The sequence below is a fragment of the Bradyrhizobium arachidis genome, assembly GCF_024758505.1.
GTDB lineage: Bacteria > Pseudomonadota > Alphaproteobacteria > Rhizobiales > Xanthobacteraceae > Bradyrhizobium > Bradyrhizobium manausense_C.
Genome location: NZ_CP077970.1, coordinates 9013174 through 9031964, shown reverse-complemented (window position 1 = coordinate 9031964; position 18791 = coordinate 9013174). Strand labels below are relative to the sequence as shown.

At 64.0% G+C, this 18791-nt stretch carries 17 protein-coding genes; 6 read left to right on the top strand and 11 right to left on the bottom strand.

Annotation, left to right across the window (positions count from 1 at the left end):
* Positions 1–73 precede the first annotated feature (73 nt).
* The 8 genes from KUF59_RS42075 to KUF59_RS42040 all read right to left on the bottom strand — a co-directional run bounded on the left by KUF59_RS42075 (position 74) and on the right by KUF59_RS42040 (position 9500).
* Positions 74–1048: a hypothetical protein gene (locus tag KUF59_RS42075; RefSeq protein WP_258770083.1), complete on the bottom strand. Its 975-nt coding sequence runs from the start codon at positions 1046–1048 to the stop codon at positions 74–76.
* An 81-nt stretch (positions 1049–1129) separates the two neighbouring features.
* On the bottom strand, positions 1130–1693 hold the full coding sequence (locus KUF59_RS42070; protein ID WP_258768027.1) for a thioredoxin family protein: 564 nt from the start codon (positions 1691–1693) through the stop codon (positions 1130–1132).
* Between the two features lie 22 nt (positions 1694–1715).
* Positions 1716–2414 (bottom strand): cytochrome c biogenesis CcdA family protein, encoded by a 699-nt coding sequence (locus tag KUF59_RS42065; protein WP_258768026.1) that lies wholly within the window; start codon positions 2412–2414, stop codon positions 1716–1718.
* Positions 2415–2918: 504 nt separating this feature from the next.
* Entirely contained in the window at positions 2919–3530 is a 612-nt protein-coding gene (locus KUF59_RS42060; RefSeq protein ID WP_212457921.1) for a sigma-70 family RNA polymerase sigma factor, read from the bottom strand.
* Between the two features lie 407 nt (positions 3531–3937).
* Complete coding sequence (locus tag KUF59_RS42055; protein ID WP_212457920.1) at positions 3938–4672, bottom strand: response regulator; 735 nt, start codon at positions 4670–4672, stop codon at positions 3938–3940.
* A gap of 20 nt (positions 4673–4692) precedes the next feature.
* A complete protein-coding gene (locus KUF59_RS42050) occupies positions 4693–6441 on the bottom strand; it encodes an ATP-binding response regulator (protein ID WP_258768025.1) in 1749 nt (582 codons plus the stop codon).
* Positions 6411–8342, bottom strand: coding sequence for a sensor histidine kinase (locus KUF59_RS42045; protein WP_258770082.1), 1932 nt, complete (start codon positions 8340–8342; stop codon positions 6411–6413). Before KUF59_RS42045 ends, KUF59_RS42050 begins: the two co-directional genes overlap by 31 nt.
* A gap of 153 nt (positions 8343–8495) precedes the next feature.
* Entirely contained in the window at positions 8496–9500 is a 1005-nt protein-coding gene (locus KUF59_RS42040; protein ID WP_258768024.1) for a TRAP transporter substrate-binding protein, read from the bottom strand.
* A 205-nt stretch (positions 9501–9705) separates the two neighbouring features.
* Between KUF59_RS42040 and ugpB the strand changes: the two genes are divergently transcribed.
* From ugpB to KUF59_RS42020, 4 genes are all read left to right on the top strand, one after another.
* A complete protein-coding gene (ugpB, locus tag KUF59_RS42035) occupies positions 9706–11046 on the top strand; it encodes a sn-glycerol-3-phosphate ABC transporter substrate-binding protein UgpB (protein ID WP_258768023.1) in 1341 nt (446 codons plus the stop codon).
* A gap of 175 nt (positions 11047–11221) precedes the next feature.
* Positions 11222–12253 (top strand): M4 family metallopeptidase, encoded by a 1032-nt coding sequence (locus tag KUF59_RS42030; RefSeq protein ID WP_212457916.1) that lies wholly within the window; start codon positions 11222–11224, stop codon positions 12251–12253.
* 33 nt (positions 12254–12286) lie between these two features.
* Positions 12287–12562, top strand: coding sequence for a protealysin inhibitor emfourin (locus KUF59_RS42025; RefSeq protein WP_258768022.1), 276 nt, complete (start codon positions 12287–12289; stop codon positions 12560–12562).
* A gap of 32 nt (positions 12563–12594) precedes the next feature.
* Positions 12595–13557: an aminoglycoside phosphotransferase family protein gene (locus KUF59_RS42020; RefSeq protein ID WP_212457914.1), complete on the top strand. Its 963-nt coding sequence runs from the start codon at positions 12595–12597 to the stop codon at positions 13555–13557.
* Between the two features lie 43 nt (positions 13558–13600).
* On the opposite strand, the gene KUF59_RS42015 is transcribed toward KUF59_RS42020, so the two are convergent.
* The 3 genes from KUF59_RS42015 to KUF59_RS42005 are packed head-to-tail and all read right to left on the bottom strand — an operon-like array spanning position 13601 to position 15150.
* A complete protein-coding gene (locus KUF59_RS42015) occupies positions 13601–14050 on the bottom strand; it encodes a hypothetical protein (protein ID WP_212457913.1) in 450 nt (149 codons plus the stop codon).
* Positions 14051–14072: 22 nt separating this feature from the next.
* Positions 14073–14555, bottom strand: a complete 483-nt coding sequence (locus tag KUF59_RS42010; protein ID WP_249140265.1) for a hypothetical protein — start codon at positions 14553–14555, stop codon at positions 14073–14075.
* A gap of 10 nt (positions 14556–14565) precedes the next feature.
* Positions 14566–15150, bottom strand: coding sequence for a hypothetical protein (locus KUF59_RS42005; protein ID WP_212457912.1), 585 nt, complete (start codon positions 15148–15150; stop codon positions 14566–14568).
* 195 nt (positions 15151–15345) lie between these two features.
* On the opposite strand from KUF59_RS42005, the gene KUF59_RS42000 reads away from it, so the two are divergent.
* Together KUF59_RS42000 and KUF59_RS41995 are read left to right on the top strand one after the other, a co-directional pair.
* Positions 15346–16767 carry a caspase family protein gene (locus KUF59_RS42000; protein WP_212457911.1) on the top strand — a complete coding sequence of 474 codons (1422 nt, stop codon included), beginning with the start codon at positions 15346–15348 and terminating at the stop codon, positions 16765–16767.
* 225 nt (positions 16768–16992) lie between these two features.
* Positions 16993–18615: an ABC transporter substrate-binding protein gene (locus KUF59_RS41995; RefSeq protein ID WP_212457910.1), complete on the top strand. Its 1623-nt coding sequence runs from the start codon at positions 16993–16995 to the stop codon at positions 18613–18615.
* The last annotated feature ends 176 nt before the right edge of the window (positions 18616–18791 follow it).

Below are 18791 nucleotides of genomic sequence, written 5' to 3'. Positions count from 1 at the left end.
GGGTCAATGCCACGATTTTGGGGGATGGCGCGAAAAGCAGTGGCCTTGGCCGCCACGGCCGGGTGGAGGCCCGTCAGATCTGGCTATTCTCCGGCGCGATGGCGAGCCGCCGAACGATCTCGGCGCCTACCGCGCGGGCCTCGAGCCTCGACCCGATGCGGGGGCTGCGAAATCGTTGTCCGGACTGCAATCGGATCACGACGATGCAGTGCTCGTCCTCGGATCGGCCGCGGCGCTCGACCGCGATGGTTTTCACATCGCGGCCCTCGATATGGTCCGCGCGCAAGCTGCCGTCGCCCCAGAGGCGTTCAATGCGAATGTCCCCTTGCCTGATCACCCAGAAGGCGCCGGTTACGCGGTTGGCTAGTCTGTAGACTGCGAACGCAGCGAGCGCGCCCACCGGCAGCAGTATAATGTCGACCCGGCCGGGTGGCAGGCCACGCCAGAGCTTGTAGGCGTAGGGAGCGGCGCCCAGAACCGCGACAACGGATGCAACGATCCAGATGTCCCGGCCGGAGAACGGCTCGATGGGCTCGCCCAGGTGCATCTCTGGATTGGTGGCGTCGACCGGATTGACCGGAGACTCGACATCGGGAACGTCAAATTGCGCGGCGATCCGGGCCACCGTTTCGCGCACATGGGTGACGTCGGAGATTGGCGGAGACGTCAGGCGTTCCCCCGAAGCCAGCGTAAAGGCGAGCTGGAAGCGGGCTTTTGCAATCTTGCTGCCCGGAACCTGCAATCCCCTGATCTCGTCCTTTGCGACGATCCTGCTGCGGAGCCGGCCGAAGGGGCGCTGGTGCCCGATCAAGATTTCATTCGGCGTGATGATCCACACCACCGCCGGTGCAAGCATGATGCCGCAGACGATCGCCGCCCCCACAAGAAGCGCGACCGCCGATATGATCACTTCCATTGTGTCGTGCGTGAACAGGCCGGGCGTGAAGCAGAGGGCGACGGCTGCGGCAAAGCCGGCCTTGACCAGCCGCTGCGCGATCGAGGAGCCTTCACGAAGGCGGATGTCGTTGCTGGTGGTCGCGTCGTCCATTGCGGCGGCCGATTCCGTCGTGCGAAACTCCACGGACGGGTCCATGGAGTCAAGCAACATAGGCGTCACCGCATGCGGATCTCAGCTGCTGGCGTTGAGCAGGCGCGCTACCGTGCGCTCGATCTCGTCGTAGCGGCCTTCGCCGGCGTGCTGGAACACGATTGTGCCGGACTGGTCGACGATGTACTGCGCCGGCCAATATTGGTTCCGGTAGGCGTTCCAGGTCTTGGAATCATTGTCCTGCGCGACCGGATAGGTGATGCCGTGGCGCTTCAGCGCGGCCTGCACATTGCCGGCCGAGCGTTCGAACGGAAATTCCGGCGTGTGCACGCCGACCACGACCAGGCCACGGTCTTTGTACTTCTCGTAGAGCGCGGTCACGTGCGGCAGCGTGTTGACGCAGTTGACGCAGCCATAGGTCCAGAAATCGACCAGCACGACCTTACCTCTGAGGTCGGCGATGTTGAGCGGCTTCGAGTTGAACCAGTTGGTGATGCCCGTGAAGTTCGGCGCCGTGTCCTGGGTTGCGGCGGCGACGGTGATCGGCTTCGTGGACGAAACTTCGTCGCAGAAGCCGGGGATGACAGCGCCGGTTACGGCGAGGCCGATCAGCGCGACTGATGTGGCGAGCAGTCGAAAGGTCATGGGCGTTTCTCCCGTGAAGGAATCAAAGGCCGATCTGGCCGGTGGGATAGAATCCGGTGAGCCACGCCACGATCAGCGTGTCGTACTGGAAGTAGGAAGCGACGGCGAAGCCGATCACGACGACGCCAAAGGCCTGCTGCAGGCGTGGCGCCAAGCGCGCGAGGTTGCGCACGCGCGTGGTCGCGGCCTGTCCGCCATAGGCGATGGCGAGCATCGGCAGGGCGGCGCCGATCGCATAGGCGATCAGCAAGGTGCCGGCCCAGGCTGCGTTTTTCGAAGTCGCAACCAGCGTCAGGATCGAGCCGAGCACGGGACCGGCACAGGGCGTCCAGACTAGGCCCAGCGTGGTGCCGAGCACGAGGCCGCCCAGCGCGCCCTCGTTCGTCGCCGTGCTTGCAGCGCCGAGATCGAGCCAGCCATTGAGCCGGATCGATAGCCGTTCGAACGGCGCCGGCCACAGCATCAGAAGGCCGAAGCCGAGCAGGAGAATCGCCGCCGCTGAGCGCAGCGCATTGGGATCGAAGTCGAAGAGACGCGTGATGGCGCCGAGCAGCAGCGCGGTCGCGGAGAACGAGACGACGAAGCCGAGCGCGATCATCGCCGGCCGCAGATATCCGGCACGGCCGATCGATGCGCCGAGCAGAATCGGCAGCATCGGCAAGGTGCAGGGCGCGGCGATGGTGAGAATGCCGGCAAGCAGCGCAAAGATCAGGTCGAGCATCGGGCACTCGTGAAGGGGGTCACGAGGGAGGTTCGAGCCGGATGCGCCGATCGTTACAGCGCGTCACGCCTTCGTGACGGAGAGGGCGGGGAAGGGATGAAGGCCTTGCCACAATGCCGGTGCGTTCCCTCCCCCCTTGCGGGGGAGGGCTAGGGAGAGGGGTAGCCTCAAGCGAGGTCGGAGTTTGTGGCTACCCCTCTCCCTGCCCCTCCCCCGCAAGGGGGGAGGGAATGAGAGAGCGTGCCCGCCTCACTTGAGCGCAGCCGTAATCACAGGAATTGGCGAAGACACATACCCCCAAATACAAAACGACCCGGAGGGGGGCATCCCGTCCGGGTCGCTGGAGGTCCTTGGGAGGTTTAACAAAACCGTATGAGGGTCTTTATAGGGAGGAAGTTTTTCCGCCTGATGTTGTGGCTTGTTTCAATTGTTTCGTCGGCGGTAACGCTTCCGTGTCCGGGACAGGGCCGGTGAGCCGGTCCTATCCCATTGAAATCCTTGATCTTAGGCGGCGAACCGGTCGACGCCGGCACCCTTAAGCAAATCGGCGAGCTGCTTGCGGGCGTAGAACATCCGGGTCTTCACCGTGCTCTGCGGGATGCCGATGATCTGTCCGACCTCCTCCACCGACTTCTCGTGGTAGTAGACGAGGTTGATGATCTCGCGGTGGGCAGGCGACAGTTTTGCCACGCAGGCACGCAGGATCGCGCTGGTGTCGCTGCGGTCAAGCGAGGTTTCCGGCGTATCCGCCCCGTCGGGGATCGCGCGGACGTCTTCCTGATCGATGTCCTCGAAGCGGCGCTGGCGCATCGCGGTCAGTGCCTTGAAGCGGGCGATCGAGAGCAGCCAGGTCGAGACCTGCGAGCGGCCCTGGAATTGGCTGGCGGTCCGCCACACGTCCAGGAAAACCTGGCTGACGAGGTCTTCCGCCGTGGTGGCGTCGCGCACGATGCGCAGGATGAAGCGGTAAACCCGCACATTGTGCCGGCAATAGAGGATGTGCATGGCCGTCCGGTTGCCGTCGGCAATGCTTTCGAGAAGCATGTCGTCCGAGGTCGCCTGAGCGGCGATGATGCTCTGGCTGGCTTGGGCGTTGATGGCGATGACGTTCGGCATGACAGGCTCCCAGTGGCGCCGCGACCGGCGGCGTTTCGTGAGCCAAAGTGTTAATGAGCCAACGTTTCGGGACGTCTGCACGACAAGCGGAAAATGGTTTCGTGCGACGTCAAATTGTTTCGTCGAAAGGTACGCGACGAAACATTCGGGATAAAAAAGCTAGTAATTTCAATGTACGGGAAATACGGGGAGCCGGATTTTGAGGGCTTTGGAACGATTTGGCGCCTCTTGCGTTGCGCCGGCCCCAATTTTTCCCCGTCGTCCTGGACAAGCGAGCGAAGCGGAGCGCTGATCCAGGACCCATAACCACAGGAAGGAGTTTGGCGAGGACCCGCGGTTGCAGTCGGCCAACCAACTGCGCCTTGGGGTAATGGGTCCTGGCTTTCGCCAGGACGACAATGGCGCGCCTACGCCTTCTCGCCCGCGGGCGAGAACAGATAGCCGCCGCCGCGGATGGTGCGGATCACGGCAGGTTTTGTCGGGTCGGGCTCGATCTTGCGGCGGATGCGCATGATGCGGAGGTCGACGGCGCGGTCAAAAGCCTCCGCGTCGCGCGCATTGGCCAGTTCCAGGAGCCGCTCGCGCGACAGCACGCGCTTCGGATTGGCCGCGAACACTTTTAACAGCCCGAATTCGGACGCGGTCAAAGGATGCTCGTTGCCCTCGTCGTCGCGCAGCGCCTGGGCTTCGAGGTCGAGCCATTTGGTGCCGAAGCGCACCAACTGATCCTTGTCCGATTTTGCGGCCGCTTCCGGCGCGGCCGCTTTCGCCGGCGCGCTCCGCCGCAGCACCGAGCGGATGCGCGCCATCAGCTCGCGCAATTCGCAGGGCTTTGCGACATAGTCGTCGGCGCCGAGCTCGAGACCGACGACGCGGTCGATCGGGCTCGCGGTCGCCGTCAGCATGATCACGGGAACGTTGATGCGGCTCTTGAGGTCGCGGATGATCGAGAGCCCGTCCTCTTCCGGCATGTTGAGATCGAGCACGACGAGGTCGGGCATGCCGCCTTCGATCGCGGTGCGCAGGCTCTTGCCGCCGTCGCACAGCGTCACGGTGAATCCGTGCATCTTGAGGTAGTCGCCGACCATTTCCCGGGCCGGAGCCTCGTCGTCGACGATCATGATGTGCTGGCTTTGGGTCATGTCAGATCTTGGCACTCAAACTATGGCAATTCGGTCGCGGGCAGCGTGATGGTGAAGGTCGAGCCCTTGCCGGGGCCGCCGCTCTCGGCGGTCACCTCGCCGCCATGCATGTCGATAATACGCTTGACGATGGAAAGCCCAAGGCCTGTCGAGCTCTCGCCGGCGGTCGGTTTTGCCGACAGCCGCTGGAACCGGCCGAACAGGCGGCCGAGATCCTCGGGCGACAGGCCCGCGCCCTCGTCGCTGACGCGGACGATGGTGTCGCTGTCCTCGTGCCTGACAGCGACGGCGATCTTGCCGCCCATCGGGCTGTATTTGATGGCATTGCTGATCAGATTGTCGATGGCTTCGCGGACGCGGTCGGTGTCGCACATGGTGACGATATTGGACGGCGCCGACACGGTAATCGTCTGCTGCTTGTTGATCGCCAGCGGCTGGTTGGCGTCCGCGACTTCCTGCACCAGGGCAGCGACGTCGACCGGCTCGCGGCGGATGGTGATGTCGAAGGCATCGGCCATCGCGTCCGAGATCAGATGATCGACCATCGTGGTCAGGCGCTTGGTGGCGTCGCGGATGTGGTCGACCTGGGCGATGACGCCGCCCTCCGCGGCGCCGGTCGAGATCAGCTCCTTCAGCATCTCGGTGCGGCCGAGAATGACGCCGAGCGGATTCTTCAGATCGTGGGCAACGGTGCCCAAAATCTCGTTCTTGAAACCGTTGGCGCGTTGCAGGCGCAGCCATTGCGCCGAGAGGCGGCGGTTGGCCTGCATCAGCGCGCGGGTGCGCTGGGCGACACGGTCTTCCAGTTGCGTATTGGCGTCCTGGAGCTGCTGATAGAGGATGACGTTGTCGAAGGCGATCGAGAGGCGGCTGGAAAAAATCTCGACCAGTGCGCGGTCGGTTTCGGACAGGTCACGCTCGGCCTGCAGGAGCACCACGACCTCGCGGCCGCTGCCGGTGCGCAAATAGATCACGCTGCGATGGTCGGCGAATTCGTTCTTGCGGCGCTGGAAGGCGGCTTCCACCAGCTCTCGCAGATCCGGATCGAGCGCCTTCGAGGACGTCGTGCCGATGAAGCGGCTGTAGCAGCCTGAGCCCGCCAGCACGGACAGTTCCGTGTTCGCCGTGCTGCCATTGTCGCGCAGCACGAGAATCCCGGCGCAGTCGACGTTGAGCAGCGAAGCGAGCTGGGTCAGAACGCCCTCGGCCAGCCGCTGCATCGATTTGAAGTCGTAGAGCGTCGAGGCGGCGTCGATGATGATCTCGAGCCCGCGCCGCGTCTGCACCATGCGCTCGAGCTGCTGATAGGAGCGCAGCGCCGCGGTGAGCGAGGTGAACAGCTTGTCGGCAGTGAGCTCGGTCTTGGCCTTGTAGTCGTTGATGTCGTACTGGACGATCACGCGCCGTTCCGGCGCCTGGCCCGGCTGTCCGGTGCGCAGGATGATGCGGACGGTCTCATTCTTGAGCTCGTTGCGGATGAACTCGACGAGCTCGAGACCCGCGACGTCGGTCTCCATGATGACGTCGAGCAGCACGGCGGCGATGTCGCCATGCTCGCGCATCAGCTTGCGGCCTTCGGCGGCGGAGTGGGCGGAGAGGATCTCCAGGCTCTGGCCGTTCAACACATAGTCGGACAGCGCAAAGCGGGTGCCGTCATGCACGGCCGGATCGTCGTCGATCACGGCGATCTTCCATCTCCGCGCAGTCGAATCCTCCGACGCGGTACCGGTGTCGTCGATCAGGTGGAGGACATCGTCCTGTTCGGCCATTGAGAAGTCCCGTCGATCTCTGCGCTTTCAGAGCCGCCCTTGGCGACCCGCGGCATGATAATGCGAAAAGTGGTGCCTTGTCCCAGCTTGGATTCCAGCATCATCCGCCCGCCGAGCTGCTGGGTTACCAGATTATAGACGATATGAAGACCCAGGCCCGTGCCGCCTTCATTGCGCCGGGTGGTAAAGAAAGGGTCAAAGGCCTGCCGCTGCACGTCCGGCGTCATGCCGGCGCCGTCGTCGGCGAAGATGATCTCGATGTCGTCGGCCCCGCGGGGCCGTGCCGAGATCGAGATCGTGCCGGCGCGGCCGTCGGCGAAGGCGTGGTTGGCGGCGTTGAGGAAGAGGTTGGTCAGGATCTGGCCATAGGAGCCCGGATAGCCGTCGAGCAGCAGGCCCTCCGGCACGTCGACCTGGAGCGTGATCGGCGAGCGCTTCAGCACCGGCCGCAGGCTCGCGATGATCTGGTCGGTGGCTTCGCTCAGGGAGAACTGCCGCCGTTCGGCATGCGAGCGGTCGACCGCGACCTGCTTGAAGGACTGGATCAGCTCGCCGGCGCGTTGCAGATTCGCCACCAGCTGCTGCGAGGCGTCGCGCGAGGACTGCACGAATTCCTCGAGCTGCGAGCGGCGCAGGCCGCCGTCGCCCTTCAGCTGCGCTTCAAAAATCTCGCTGCGGCGGGCAAAGCTGGACGCCACCGTCAGGCTGATGCCGATGGGGTTGTTGACCTCATGCGCGACGCCGGCGACGAGACCGCCCAGCGCTGCGAGCCGCTCGGCGTCGATCAGGTTCTGCTGCGCGGCGTTGAGCTCGAGCAGGGCGCTCTCGGCCTTTTCCTTCGACTCCCGCAGCTCGTCCTCGGTCTCGCGCTTGGCCACCGCGTTCTCGCGGAACACCTCCACCGCGCGCGCCATGGCGCCGACCTCGTCGCGCGCCTTGACGCCCTGTACCTCGCGGTCGAGATCGCCCATCGTGATCGCGCGCATTGCGCTCATGATCTGCTGCAGCGGCAGCCGGATCGACAGCGCGATCAGCACGCCGGCGGTGAGGATGATGCCGAGGAAGATCACCGCGATCGACAGCACGCGCCGCGAGATGTCGGCCAGCGTCCGGTCGAAGGTCTCCTGCGCCTTCTGCTCGCGCTGGCGCATCTTGATCGAGAGATCATCGATGGCGCCGATGGCGTCCGCCTGGCTGGCGTCGATCGTGTTGCGCAACAATTCGGTACGGCTCGCAAGCTGCTCGGAGAGTTTTGCAAAACCCTCGCGCATCGCAGTGGTGCGGGTGGCGAGCTTTTGCAGCGCCATGCGCTGCAAGTCATTGTCGGCGAGGTCGAGCATGACGGGAATCGTCTTCTCGATCGTCTCGGTGTTGCGGCGGGCATCCTCGGCGGAGGCCGCGGACAGCGACAGATAGTAGGAGTTGGCCGCGACCAGCATCGCGGTGAAGGCTTCGCGGGATTTCCCGAGCGACGGCCAGATCAGCGCGTCGCGATGGCCGGTGGCGCCTTCGATGATGGAGTAGAGCCCGGCCATGTCCTTGGCCGGCCCGAGCACCTGCTCGTCATAGGTCTTGGCGATGGTGGCCTGGACGAAGCGCAATTCGCCAAAACCGTTGAGGAAGCGCTCGGTGGTGCGCTCGAGCTCCTCTACCGAGCCGGCCAGCATCGGGTCCTTGGCGGCGCGGTTGGTCAGCGTGCCCAGCACCGCCTCACGCAGCAGCAGGATTTCGGCGAACAGATCCGGGCTCGGCTGGTTGATGTAGCGGTGAATCAGGTTCTGCAGGCGCCCGGTCTCGCTTTCGAGCAGCGCCAAGATCTTGTCGGACTCGCGCACCTGCCGCACGTCATCCCAGGCCGAGCCCAGCACCTGCGCGCCGTTCCAGATCATCGCCACCAGCACCACGACCACGGCGGAGTTGAGCGCCGCGATCGACAGGATGCGCCAGCGAATCGGTACCGCCCGCAGCAGGCCGACGACGCGCGCGCGCAGCCGCCCGACCGGGCCCGGCAGCCTTTCCGTCAGCTCGCTATGTGCGGGCTCGACCAAAGCGCGTCACTCCACCTTGCGAATGCGTTCGATCAGGGCGGCGGCGTCGGGATTGCGCTGCGCCTTGCCGTAGATCCCGGCCATGGCGTCCTCGAAGGGCTTGCGGTCGATGTCGCGGATCAGCGTGACACCGGCCGCCTCCGCCTTGCGCTGCGACTGCTCCTCGAGGTCGCGCCATTTCTCCCGCATGAACTGGCTGGAGCGCTGCGCCGCCTCCCTGAACACCTTCTGGTCGTCAGCCGACAGGCTCCGCCAGGCCTTCAGCGACATCACCAGCACTTCCGGGCTCATCGTGTGCTCGGTCAGCGTGTAGTAGCCGGCATATTTGTAATGGTCTGTGGTCACGAAAGAAGGCCAGTTGTTTTCGGCGCCGTCGATCAGATGGGTCGCGAGCCCCGTGAGCACCTGCCCATAGGGCAATTCCACCGGCTCGGCGCCGAGCGAGCGGATCATCTCGCTCATCAACTCCGATTGCTGCACCCGGATCCTAAGGCCCTTGAGGTCAGCGACGCTCTTCACCGGGCGGACGCCGTTATAGATCGACCGCGCGCCGGAATCGTAGAAGGCAAGCCCGACGAAGCCAAACGGCTCGAAGCTGCCGAGGATTTCGTTGCCGACCGGCCCGTCCAGCACCTTTTGCATGTGTTCGATGGACCGGAACAGGAACGGCATGGCGAGGACATTCATCGCCGGCACGAAATTGCCGATCAGTGCCACATTGGTCCGGTTGAGGTCGATCGCGCCGGCTCGGGTCTGCTCGATCGTCTCCTTTTCCTCGCCGAGCTGGCGGGAGTGAAACACCTTGATCTCGTGGCGGCCGCTGGTCCGCTCCGCGATCAGGCTGCCCATATAGCGCAGCGCCTGGACGGTGGGATAACCCTCGGTCTGGGTATCGGCGGCACGGAATTCGCGCGCCAAGGTGCCCGTCGCGACCAGCGAGGAAATCGCGACGCAAAGGGCGACGACAAACACTCCGGTCCGCGGTCGTTCGGCACGGCTCAACACAGGCACACTCAACCCCTCAGTGATGGAGTCTATGGCGGGAAGAAAAGGTTCAACGCAATCGAGCAAAAGGTAAAGGGAAAACTATCCCGCGACCGGGCCCGGAGCTGCCCCGATTGTGCGCCGCGGCTCGGACTTATTCCGGATTGAAACGAAAGAGGCCGCGCCGTAAGCAGGGACAAACGTCGCCGCTCAGGGCGACACGGGAAGACCGATGTCGAATTCACCTTGGCGCCTCCTGCAAGTCGCGGCCGCCGCCGCGGTCCTGATCTTGGTTTTGGCCTTGGCCGCTCCGGCGCAGGCCGCGACCGACATCATGTGGTGGCACGCGATGTCCGGCGAGCTCGGCCGGCAGTTGGAAAAGCTCGCCACCGACTTCAACGCCTCGCAGTCCGACTACCGGATCGTGCCGAGCTACAAGGGCAACTACACCGAGACGGTGACGGCCGCGATCTTCGCCTTCCGCTCCCGCGCCCAGCCGGCGATCGTCCAGGTCAACGAGGTCGCAACCGCGACCATGACCGCGGCCAAGGGCGCGATCTATCCGGTGTTCGAGTTGATGCGGGACCAGAACGAGCCGTTCTCGCCGTCCGCCTATCTGCCGGCGGTGTCTGGCTATTATGCCGACGCCGCCGGCAACATGCTGTCGTTTCCGTTCAACGCCTCGACGCCGATCCTCTACTACAACAAGTCCATGTTCCGGGACGCCGGCCTCGATCCCGAGGCGCCGCCAAAGACCTGGCCGGAGCTCGGCACTGCTGCCAAGCGCCTGCGCGAGCGCGGCGCTGTGTGCGGCTTCACCACGTCGTGGCCGTCCTGGATCCATGTCGAGAATTTTTCCGCGTACCACAATATGCCGGTAGCGACCCGGACCAACGGCTTTGCTGGCCTGGATGCCGAACTGACCGTCAACAATGCGACCGTCGTGCGCCACATCTCGCAGCTTGCGCAATGGCAGAAGGACAAGGTGTTCGACTATAGCGGCCGGGGCCAGTCGGCCGAGCCGCGCTTCCAGAAGGGCGAGTGCGGCATCTTCATCGGCTCCTCCGCCACCCGCGCCGACATCAAGGCCAATTCGAAATTCGACGTCGGCTACGGCATGATGCCCTATTGGCCTGACGTGCAGGGCGCGCCGCAGAATTCGATCATCGGCGGCGCCACGCTGTGGGTGCTGCGCGACCGTCCCCGCGACGAATACAAGGGCGTGGCAAAGTTCTTCGTCTATCTGTCGCAGCCGGCCGTGCAGGCCGCCTGGCACCAGCACACCGGCTATCTGCCGATCACCCGTTCCGCCTTCGAGCTGACGCGCGCGCAGGGTTTTTACGATCGCAATCCGGGCACGGCGATCTCGTTCGAGGAGATTGCGCTGCATCCGCCGACGGAGAACTCCAGGGGCATCCGCCTCGGCTCCTTCGTGCTGATCCGCGGTGCGATCGAGGACGAGCTGGAGCAGGCCTTTGCCGGCCAGAAGCCTGCGCAGGCCGCGCTCGATGCGGCCGTGGAGCGCGGCAACAAGCTGCTCCGCCAGTTCGAGAAGGCGAGCCCCGACCGCTAGCACAACTTCCGGACTAGCGCCGGTCATTTCGGTCCGCGCGCCCGACGGCGTGCCGGCAATGCCGAAACTGTGACTCCCGTTGAGATAGCGAAGCTTGAGGGCTCCCTTTGGAGGAGATAACCTCGAGGTTGTTTTTACATCTCATATTCCGAAAAAATTGTAGCGGAGATCACATATGCCTTGCTCGTGCTTCATCATCCCGAACGATGTGCTGACGAAACTGTCCAAGGACAAGAAGCTGACGGCCGAGTTGCGCAAGCGCATGGTCGACACGGTGTCGATCAGCCATGAACTGCGCGAGTTGCGGACGCAGGCCGCCAAGCTGACGAGTGTCGCGGCGGCGCATTCCACCGGGCTCGTCACGCTTGCCGCGGCGCCGGCCGTGACGGTCTATGATTGCAAGACCACGCAAACCCTGCCGGGCTCGCCCGTTCCGAAGCCGAAGACGTCTTCGGATGCATCCGCCAAGCGGGCCTTCAATCAGACCAGCAAGGTCGCCCAGTTCTACAAGCAGATATTCAACCGGAATTCGATCGACGACCAGGGTATGACGATGATGTCGTCGATTCACTACGGCATGAAGTACAACAACGCGATGTGGAACGGGACGCAGATGGTGTATGGCGACGGCGACGGCAGCATCTTCGTCGACTTCACCAGGGGCAACGACGTCATCGGCCACGAACTGACCCATGGCGTGACCCAGCACAGTCTGCAACTCGCCTACACCGGCGACGCCGGCGGCCTGAACGAAAGCATCTCGGATTGCTTCGGCTCCATGTTCCGGCAGTGGAGTGCCAAGCAGAACGTCAACAAGGCCGACTGGCTGATCGGCCGCGATATCATGGGGGCCGGCTCCAAGAAGAAAGGGTTCACCTGCCTGCGCGACATGGCGGACCCGGCCGCCAAACATTGCTTGGCGCCCCAGCCGACCAAATATTCCCAGATCACGCCGGGCATGGACCCGCATTATTCGAGCGGCCCGCCGAATTTGGCCTTCTGCACGGCATGCAAGACCTTGGGAGGTAACAGCTGGGATGAGATCGGGCAGGTGTGGTATCATTCGCTCACGGGCTTCGGCCCCACGCCGAACATGACGATGAAGGCATTTGCGGCCCGGACCCGTCAGGCGGCTCACACGTTGTACCCGACCAAGGCTGCCGTCTTTGCCGCCGTCAACGCAGGATGGACAAAAGTCGGGCTCTGAGGTCCGCAGCCGCGCTGTGAAAGGTAACAAAGCGTGGATCGATTGAAGATCGAACGCGTCGGAGGGCTCGCCGGCTTCGGCGGCCCTCATCTCAAGAGTCGTGGCGAAGTCACGCTGTCGGATCTGTCGTCTGCCGACCAGCAGACGGTCGAGGCCTTGTTTGCTGATCCGGCCAAGGTGGCGCCGGTGCCGCGCGGTCAGGCCGATGCTTTCCGCTACAAGATCACGCGCGGCAGCCATACTATCGAAGTACCGGAGCACGCCGTCCCGGCGAAGATCAAGAACAGCGTCAAAGATGTCTTAGAGTAAAAGATGTCTTGGAATAGTTGCGGGCCGGGGCGATGGATTTGAGCGGGGAGGCGCTGCCGGTTTTCACCGACGCTGACGCCTTTGACCGATGGCGGAATGAACCCGCGCAATGGCTTCCAATTGCGCTCGACATCGCGCGCGGCCACGGTATTGCCTGCGGATCGCCGCATGTGTTCGCCACCGGCACGAATCTCGTCGTCGCGCTCGACGATCGCTTGATCCTGAAGATCTTCCCGCCGCTGTTGCGCGCGCAATTCGTCTCCGAACGTGGATCGTTGGCACAGCTCGCAGGCCGCCTGCGCGTGCCGATCCCCGAGATCGTGGCGGAGGGTGAGCGCGACGGCTGGCCCTACCTGATCATCACGCGGCTTGACGGCCATCTCGGCTCGGAGGTGTGGCCGGACCTGCCGGAGGTGCAGAAGCAGCGTGTGCTGCGCCAGATCGGCGAGACGATCGCCGAGGTACAGCGGGTGCCGCTCGGCCCGCTGATCGAGCGCGAGCCGCGCTGGGATGCGTTCATGCGCAGGCAGATCGCGGGATGTCGTAGCAGGCATCAGCGCCTGGGCCTCGCAGCAAAATTCCTTGACGGCTTGGACGACCTGCTGCGCGACGCGGAAGAGCTCATTCCGATGCACGCGTCGCAGGTCATCCTGACCGGCGAATACATTCCGCAGAATTTCATGATGGCCTGCCGCAACGAGAAATGGTCGGTCGCCGGCCTGTTCGATTTCGGCGACGTGCGGGCCGGATGGCGCGACTACGATCTGCTCGGCCCCAGCGCCTTCATGGCCGCGGGGAATCCGGCACGGATGCGCAGCCTGTTCGAGGGTTTTGGCTACGCGCCAACGGACGTGACCTTCACGCTCAAGCGCCGGCTGATGGCCTTGATGCTGCTGCATCATGCCAGCGACCCGGTCAGGCACATCTGCATTCCGGACTGGCAGGAGAAAGCCGACGACCTCGTGCAGTTGCAGGAGCTGATCTGGCCGGTTTGATTGCACGGGGAGCCGCGATTGCTCCCCGTGACGTGCCGCCCTGCTAACCCTTGGACTGGATCAGTTGGGCCGCCTTGCTCAAGACGCCGACAATGGCGCTGAGTCCAGACGCATGACCGGTGCTGGCCTGCTTTACCAGGCTCGCGAACACGGACCGGCACTGGGAAATTGCGGAGAGCGCCTGGGCCTTGCTGCTTGCCGCCCGCAGCTGCGAGGCTGCGGTCTGCAACGCGCTACGTGCCTCGGGAGGATCCCACCGGTTCAGGGACCCGCTCATGCGATCCAGCACGCCTGCGACGCAGTCATAGAGCGCCTTGCCGGCGGTGGCGCTGCACCCTTGCAGGCCCGCGGTGCCGACCGCGGCGGCAGCGGCCGCTCCACCTCCGGCGTGTGCTGGCCCGGTGCTCAGCGGGACGGCCACGAACAGCAGCAGGGCCATGATGATCCGTAGGCCCGCCGCCGTCGATCTGATCACTTTGTTTCCCGAAGTCATGATGCTGCCTCCTCTATCTTCGTCATCCCTTGGTCTGGATCAGCTTGGCCGCGTGGCCCAATACCTCCACGATGGCGGAAAGCCCACTGTCGCCCCACCCGGGGACGACGGCCCCTCCTATCGCTCTCGCCTTTCGCAAGGCACCGGCGATCACCGACTGGCACTGCGTGATGGCCGAGATTGCCTGGGCCTTGCCGGTCGCGGCGCGCAGGCGGCTGGCTGCAGTTTGCAGGGCGCGCTGCGTTTCCGGCACGTTGACCGAGCCGATGTCGCCGCTCATGCGGTCCAGTACATCGGCAACACAGTTGTAGAGCTGCTTACCTGTGTTGTTGCTGCAGCCGGACAAACCTGTCTCGGCCTTCATTGCGGCGTTCACCAGCGTCGTCGATGCCAGTGCTTCGTGCCCAGCGAACATCGCCGTCAGCACCGCCAGGATGATAAGCGCCATCATCCGGAAGCCCGCGCGCCCTAAGGTCCCGCGAGCCTCGAGAGTCGTTGTCGTCATGAAGTCCCCCCTAGCGTGGCGCTGTTGGCGTCACTGCATTGCCCACCGTGAATTCGCACGGCACCGTCGTCAGCTTCGGTTCACCCTTAAGGGCGAACAGTCTTTCCCACTGTGATCTGCGGCACACGATGCCACCAGGCGCGTCCTCCACGATGATCACCGCATAGAGCCGGTCGCGTTTCTGAAACGACTTGATGGTGGTGTCCTCGGGAAAGGTCTGGAGCAGCGTCAGCACGCCGTGGCCGCTGTCGAGGTCGGCGGCGATTCCGGCGATTCCGGAAATGGTGCGCCACTTGCCGCCCTCGGTCGTCGCAGCGATGAACACGCCCTCGGCGACCGTGTTCTGCAGGATCTTCTGCTTGAGGAATTCCGGTCCGAGCTCCGGGCTCAGGCGCAGCCTGTTCTTCAGGCTCGGCGAGTAGAACACCTTGTCGGTGCCGCCCTGAAACACGATGGTCGTGCCTTCCGGGCCGCCTGCGATCAGGTTCTGGAATTCGCGTCCGCTGAGCACGCCGGGCGAAGCCGGCGAGACCAGGAGGCACATGGCCGCGATCGCTGCCGCGCCGAGCCGGCACAAATGCTGTCCGGATGCCAAAGGGGGAATTCCGCGAAGCATGAATGAATGAAAATGATTCTTGAGGATTCAATCCTAGATATAGTGCCCCACCGTCGTCAATTTCATGACGGGCGTTCTCGATGACGGTCCTGTTGACGATCGCCTGGTCGAAGGCCGTCCCTGGAATGACAGACGAACGGCGTTGGCGTAGCGTTGCCGGCGGATGATATTGTGATGGTGCAAATGCGAAGGGGGCGTTTCGCGGCGCTTTTCGCCGCCGGTCTTGCGGTCCTCGCGACCGCGCAGCCCGGCTGCGCTCTGGCCGCGCGCGAGACGAAAAAATCGGTGGCGGAGACCGCGCCCCGGCTCGCGCTCGTGATCGGCAATGCCAGCTACGCAAAGCTGGGCGCGCTCAGCAATCCCGGCCGCGATGCGCGGTTGATGGCGGAAAGGCTGCGGCAGACCGGCTTCGAGGTCACGGAGGTCGCCGACCGTGACTTGAAAAGCCTGTCGCGGGACGTCGACGAGTTCGCAAACAAGATTCGTTCGCGCGGGCCGGAGACGGTCGCGGTGCTCTATTACGCGGGCCACGGCATCGAGAGCGACGGCGTCAACTACCTGATCCCCGTCAACGCCGACATCAAGCGGCGGTCTGACATCGTGACGCAGGCGGTGAGCGTCAAACGTATCGCCGACCGCCTGTCGGGTGCTGGCAACGCGCTCAACGTCCTCATTGTTGACGCCTGCCGCGATAATCCATTTCCGCCCGGTGTGGCGTCGACCGACACGACGGGCCTGGTGCCGATGGGGGCGGTCTACGGCGTGTTCATCGCTTCCTCGACCGCTTCGGGGAAGGCCGCGCTGGACGGCGAAGACGGGCACAGCCCCTATACCAGGGCGCTTGCGGACGCGGTCGTGGTGCCCGGCGAGCGGCTGGAGGATGTCTTCAAGAGCGTCCGTCGTCAGGTGCGACTTGCGACCGGCGAGCAGCAGATCCCCTGGGAGTCCACCTCGCTCGAGCTCGATTTCTACTTCGTGCCGCCGCCGCCCCCGCCGAGCCAGGCCGCGCAATTGCTCGCAGCCGCCAGGGAGACAGGCAATGTCGCACTGTACGATCTCTTGATCGAGCGCTTTCCGGCGAGCCCGGAAGCGCCCGTCGCACGCGCGGCCGTGGCCGAACTCAGGAAGAGGGCGGCCGGTGGCGAGCCTGCCGCGGCCTCCTCGGCCGCAGCGCTGGTTCTCAGCCGGGCGCGGCAGACGCAGACCCCTGAAGCCTACGATCTCGTCGCTGCGCTGTTTCCGGATGCGCCGGAGGCGGAGGAAGCGCGCGCTGCGGCGTCGCGCTTGCGGGAGGTTACGGTGCTCGACAGCGCTGGCCCGACCTATGAGGGGCGCGAGCTGGTTCAATTCATTCAGGCGCAATTGACGCGGCTCGACTGCTTTCGTGGCGACCAAAGCGGCGTATTCGATGTCGGTACGATCGACGGTCTGCGCCGGGCATCGGTCCTGACCGATGAGCGCTTCCTCTGGTACCGTCCGACGATGGCGGCGCTCCGTGCCCTGAAAAAGGTCGACGCAGGCGAAGGCTGTGGCCGGCACAAGATCGTCGCGGTGCCGCGGTGCTTGCGCATCAACAATGAGGATTTCTGCCAATAGCGGATAGCCCATCTGATGGGCGATGCGTTCATTGAGCCTATTTCGTGGGCAAATCACTCTCTTTGTATGCAACGTAAAGGTGGCCATTGCTCCTCAAGGGCGCTCGATTTCGGATAATATCCTATAAAATCATGTAGTTACCATGGCATTAAGCTCCTGGTAAGCTTTGGCACGAACCTTGCGAATCCTGTTCCAACCAAAAAACCTTTGCGTTGGAGCATTGCCATGAAGCGCCGCGATTTCCTGAAGTCCGTGTCTGGATTGGCTGCCGGCGCGGTGCTGCCCGCTGCTCCATCCGTGATCTCGTCCGCCAGGGCCGATGCCCGCTCCGAGACGCTGCTGATCGTCTCCGAAGGCGGCCCCAACAATCTCGACATCCACGGCGTCGGCACCAACGTGCCCGGCTATGAAGTGTCCTGGAACTGCTACGATCGCCTGATCAGCCACGAGATGAAGAGCGGCCCCGGCGGCGTGCCCTATTACGACCGCGACAAGTTCAAGGGCGAACTCGCCGACGACATCAAGATCGACGACATGTCGGTCACCTTCAAGCTGAAGAAGAACGCCAAATTCCACGACGGCGCGCCTGTTACGGCCAAGGACGTGAAGTGGTCGCTCGATCGTGCCGTCAGCGTCGGCGGCTTCCCGACCTTCCAGATGAGCGCGGGCTCGCTGACCAAGGCCGAGCAGTTCGTGGTGGTCGACGACTACACCGTGCGCGTCGATTTCCTGAAAAAGGATCGCCTCACCATTCCCGATCTTGCGGTGATCGTTCCCTGCATCGTCAACTCCGAGCTCGCCAAGAAGAACGCGAGTGAAAAGGACCCGTGGGGCCTCGAATACACAAAGCAGCAGACCGCGGGCTCCGGCGCCTACAAGGTGACGAAGTGGACCGCCGGCACCGAAGTCATCATGGAGCGCAATGAGGATTGGGTCGGCGGCCCCTTGCCGAAGATCAAGCGCGTGATCTGGCGCATGGTGCCACAGGCCGGCAATCGCCGCGCGCTGCTTGAGCGTGGCGATGCCGACATCTCCTACGAGCTGCCGTTCAAGGACTTCCAGGAGATGAAGGCGAACGGCAAGCTCAACGTCGTGTCGCTGCCGTTCTCCAACGGCATCCAGTACATCGGCATGAACGTGACCAAGCCGCCGTTCGACAATCCAAAAGTTCGCCAGGCGATGGCCTATGCGATGCCGTACCAGAAGATCATGGACGCCGTGCTGTTCGGCCTCGGCAATCCCATGTTCGGCGCGGCCAAGGACAAGGCGACCGACGTGGCCTGGCCGCAGCCGACAAAGTATTTCACCGACATGGAGAAGGCCAAGGCTCTGCTGGCCGAAGCCGGCTACGCCAACGGCTTTGAGACCACGATCTCCTTCGACCTCAATTTTGCCGGCGTCAACGAGCCGCTCTGCGTGCTGGTGCAGGAGAGCCTGGCGCAGCTCGGCATCAAGGCCACCATCAACAAGGTGCCCGGCGCCAACTGGCGCACCGAGCTGAACAAGAAGGAGATGCCGCTGTTCACCAACGTGTTCTCGGGCTGGCTCGATTACCCCGAGTACTTCTTCTACTGGTGCTATCACGGCAACAATTCCGTCTTCAACACCATGAGCTACAAGTCGGCCGAGATGGACAAGTTCATCGACGGCGCGCGCACGGCAGCCGCCACCGGCGACAAGGCGGCCTACGACGCCGACGTGAAGGGTTTTGTCGATCTCGCCTTCGCGGACGTGCCGCGCATTCCGCTCTACCAACCCTTCGTCAACGTCGCGATGCAGAAGAACGTCACCGGCTATCAATACTGGTTCCACCGCCGCCTCGACTATCGCGCGATGGCGAAGGGGTGAGGGGGCATGGCGCGCGACGTCGCCGCGTCTCCTCGCGTCTCTCGCTCACGTGAGGTGGCCACCGCTCTCTCGCTCCCTCCCCCCTTGCGGGGGAGGGGCGGGGAGAGGGGTAGCCACGAACTCCGATCTCGCTTGGGGCCACCCCTCTCCCTAGCCCTCCCCCGCAAGGGGGGAGG

Excerpts from the sequence above, each read along its gene's own strand:
- KUF59_RS42060 (WP_212457921.1), bottom strand. The coding sequence starts at position 3,530 with ATGCCGAACGTCATCGCCATCAACGCCCAAGCCAGCCAGAGCATCATC.
- KUF59_RS41995 (WP_212457910.1), top strand. The coding sequence starts at position 16,993 with ATGAAGCGCCGCGATTTCCTGAAGTCCGTGTCTGGATTGGCTGCCGGC.
- KUF59_RS42075 (WP_258770083.1), bottom strand. The coding sequence starts at position 1,048 with ATGGACGACGCGACCACCAGCAACGACATCCGCCTTCGTGAAGGCTCC.
- KUF59_RS42070 (WP_258768027.1), bottom strand. The coding sequence starts at position 1,693 with ATGACCTTTCGACTGCTCGCCACATCAGTCGCGCTGATCGGCCTCGCC.
- KUF59_RS42000 (WP_212457911.1), top strand. The coding sequence starts at position 15,346 with ATGGTGCAAATGCGAAGGGGGCGTTTCGCGGCGCTTTTCGCCGCCGGT.
- KUF59_RS42030 (WP_212457916.1), top strand. The coding sequence starts at position 11,222 with ATGCCTTGCTCGTGCTTCATCATCCCGAACGATGTGCTGACGAAACTG.
- KUF59_RS42055 (WP_212457920.1), bottom strand. The coding sequence starts at position 4,672 with ATGACCCAAAGCCAGCACATCATGATCGTCGACGACGAGGCTCCGGCC.
- ugpB (WP_258768023.1), top strand. The coding sequence starts at position 9,706 with ATGTCGAATTCACCTTGGCGCCTCCTGCAAGTCGCGGCCGCCGCCGCG.
- KUF59_RS42015 (WP_212457913.1), bottom strand. The coding sequence starts at position 14,050 with ATGACTTCGGGAAACAAAGTGATCAGATCGACGGCGGCGGGCCTACGG.
- KUF59_RS42010 (WP_249140265.1), bottom strand. The coding sequence starts at position 14,555 with ATGACGACAACGACTCTCGAGGCTCGCGGGACCTTAGGGCGCGCGGGC.
- KUF59_RS42020 (WP_212457914.1), top strand. The coding sequence starts at position 12,595 with ATGGATTTGAGCGGGGAGGCGCTGCCGGTTTTCACCGACGCTGACGCC.
- KUF59_RS42065 (WP_258768026.1), bottom strand. The coding sequence starts at position 2,414 with ATGCTCGACCTGATCTTTGCGCTGCTTGCCGGCATTCTCACCATCGCC.
- KUF59_RS42050 (WP_258768025.1), bottom strand. The coding sequence starts at position 6,441 with ATGGCCGAACAGGACGATGTCCTCCACCTGATCGACGACACCGGTACC.